Below are 2,581 nucleotides of genomic sequence, written 5' to 3' on the forward strand. Positions count from 1 at the left end.
AGGCCGCGCGCCCGGCGCCGGGCGCGCTGGAGCTGGTGCGCGGCCTGCACGGGCGCGGCTGCCGCCTGGGCATCCTCACCCGCAATGCGCGGCCGCTGGCGCTGGTCACCCTGGAGGCGGTCGGCCTGCTCGACTGCTTCGCGGTGGACGACATCCTCGGTCGCGACGAGGCGCCGCCCAAGCCGCAGCCGCACGGCCTGCTGCAGCTGGCGGCGCGCTGGGCGGTGGTGCCGGCCGAGCTGGCGATGGTCGGCGACTACCTCCACGACCTGTCCTGCGCCCGCGCCGCCGGCGCGCGCAGCGTGCTGGTCAACCACCCGGAAAACCCCTGGCCGGAGCTGACCGACCTGTTCGCCCGCGACTGCGCCGAGCTGCAGCGCCTGCTCGGCTGACGGCGGCGGCCGCCGGCGCTAAAGGCGGGCGCTCTGGAAGGTGTCGCAGCGCCCCGGCTCGCCGGTGTCGAAGCCGATGCGGAACCAGCGCACGCGCTGCGCCGAGGTGCCGTGGGTGAAGGCGTCCGGCACCACCTGGCCCCGCGTCTGGTGCTGCAGGCGGTCGTCGCCGATGGCGTTGGCAGCGTTCAGCGCCTCCTCCAGGTCGCCCGGCTCCAGCCAGTCGAGGCGCCGCTGGGCGTGGTGCGCCCAGACCCCGGCCAGGCAGTCGGCCTGCAGCTCCTGGCGCACCAGCAGGCCGCTGGCGCCCTCGACCCGCTCGCCGCGCTGGCGGGCGGCATTGACCCGCGCCGAGACGCCGAGCAGGGTCTGCACGTGGTGGCCGACCTCGTGGGCGATCACGTAGGCCTGGGCGAAGTCGCCGGCGGCGGCGAAGCGCTGCTCCAGCTCGCGGAAGAACTCGAGGTCGAGATACACCTGACGGTCGCCCGGGCAGTAGAAGGGGCCGACCGCCGCGCTGGCGAAGCCGCAGGCGGAGTCCACGCTGCCGCTGAACAGCACCAGGCGCGGCTCCTGGTACTGGCGGCCGCCGGCCTGGAACAGCGCGTGCCAGGTGTCCTCGGTGTCGCCGAGCACGGCGCGGACGAACTCGCTGGCCTCGTCGCCCGGCTGGCCGCCGCCCGCGCCCGGCGCCGGCAGCTGCTGCTGCATCAGCTCGCCGCCGAGCTGGCCGAGGATCTGCAGCGGGTCCTTGCCCATCAGCAGGCCGAGCACCACGATGGCGGCGATGCCGCCGAGGCTCAGCTTGCCGCCGCCGATGCGCCCGCCGCCGCGGGCGTCCACCACATTGTCGCTGCGTCGTGCCCGTTTCCAGCGCATCGCCTCTCTCCCGTCGTGCGCGGCGCCTGCCGCACTCCCTGCAGTGTCGCCGCAGCTCGCCGCGCTGGCCAGGCCGATCGTCCGCCCCCTCGCGCAGGTGCCCGGCCGCTGCCTATGCTCGTGACAGGCCGCTCCGGAGATCGCCCATGCCGCATGTCCTCCCCACCGCCGTGCCGCGGCGCGGCTGAACGATGCGCCGCGCCATTCCCGGCGAGCGCCTGGCCGGGCTGGAGTCGCCCGCGCGCGGCCTGAACGGCGCCGAACTCGCCGAGCGGCGCCGCTACGGGGCCAACGACATCCTTGCCGAGGACGCCGGCCGCTGGCGCGCGCTGCTCGGCGAGACCCTCGGCGACCCGATGCTGTGGTTCCTGCTCGGCACCGCGCTGCTGTTCGCCCTGCTCGGCGACCGCGCCGAGGCGCTGACCCTGCTGCTGGCGGTGGTCCCGCTGCTGGGCATGGACGCCTGGCTGCACCGTCGCACGCAGGCCTCCACCGCCGGCCTGGCCAGCCGTCTGGCCGGCACGGCGCGGGTGCTGCGCGACGGCGTGGAGCAGCGCATCGCCGCCCGCGAGCTGCTGCCCGGCGACCTGGCGCTGGTCGGCCCCGGCGACTACTTCCCCGCCGACGGCGTGCTGGTCGACGGCGCACAGATGCTCGCCGACGAGTCGAGCCTGACCGGCGAGTCCTTCCCGGTGCGCAAGCAGGTGCTGGCGGCGCCCTTCCCGGACAGCGCCGGCGAGGAGCACTGGGCCTGCGCCGGCACCCGCCTGCTCGGCGGCCGCGCGGTGCTGCGGGTGCTCTACACCGGAGCGGAGACGCGCTACGGCGAACTGGTGCGCGTCGCCCGCAGCGGCCGCCAGGCGCGCACCCCGCTGCAGCTCGCCATCGCCCGTCTGGTGGCGACCCTGCTGTGGGCGGCGCTGGCGACCTGCCTGCTGCTCGCCGCGATCCGCCTGGCCCAGGGCTTCGGTGCGGTCGACGCCCTGCTCAGCGCGGTGACCCTGGCGGTGGCGGCGCTGCCGGAGGAGTTCCCGGTGGTGTTCACCTTCTTCCTCGGTGTCGGCGTCTACCGCCTGGCGCGGCGCCAGGCGCTGGTGCGCCGCGCGGTGGCGGTGGAGAACATCGGCCGGGTGTCCTGCATCTGCACCGACAAGACCGGCACCCTCACCGCCGGCCGCCTGCTGCTCACCCACCGTGCGCCTGCGGCGGGCCTCGACGACGCCGGCCTGCTGCAGCTCGCCCTGCACGCGGTGCGCGGCGAGGCCGACGACCCGCTGGATGCCGCCCTGCTGGCGGCCGGCGGCGCGGCA

3 protein-coding genes are annotated in these 2,581 nt (G+C 76.1%); 2 read left to right on the plus strand and 1 reads right to left on the minus strand.

The window, feature by feature from the left end:
• Positions 1-392 (plus strand): HAD family hydrolase (locus E5198_RS20870; protein WP_136491821.1); only part of this gene is annotated, 392 nt, incomplete at its 5' end.
• Between the two features lie 18 nt (positions 393-410).
• Here E5198_RS20870 and E5198_RS20875 read toward each other — a convergent pair.
• Positions 411-1,271: a neutral zinc metallopeptidase gene (locus E5198_RS20875; protein WP_136491822.1), complete on the minus strand. Its 861-nt coding sequence runs from the start codon at positions 1,269-1,271 to the stop codon at positions 411-413.
• A gap of 191 nt (positions 1,272-1,462) precedes the next feature.
• Between E5198_RS20875 and E5198_RS20880 the strand changes: the two genes are divergently transcribed.
• On the plus strand, positions 1,463-2,581 hold a 1,119-nt coding region (locus tag E5198_RS20880), incomplete at its 3' end, for an HAD-IC family P-type ATPase (RefSeq protein WP_168772573.1).

Source organism: Pseudomonas sp. A-1 (assembly GCF_004801855.1).
Taxonomy (GTDB): domain Bacteria; phylum Pseudomonadota; class Gammaproteobacteria; order Pseudomonadales; family Pseudomonadaceae; genus Geopseudomonas.

Excerpts from the sequence above, each read along its gene's own strand:
- E5198_RS20875 (WP_136491822.1), bottom strand. The coding sequence starts at position 1,271 with ATGCGCTGGAAACGGGCACGACGCAGCGACAATGTGGTGGACGCCCGC.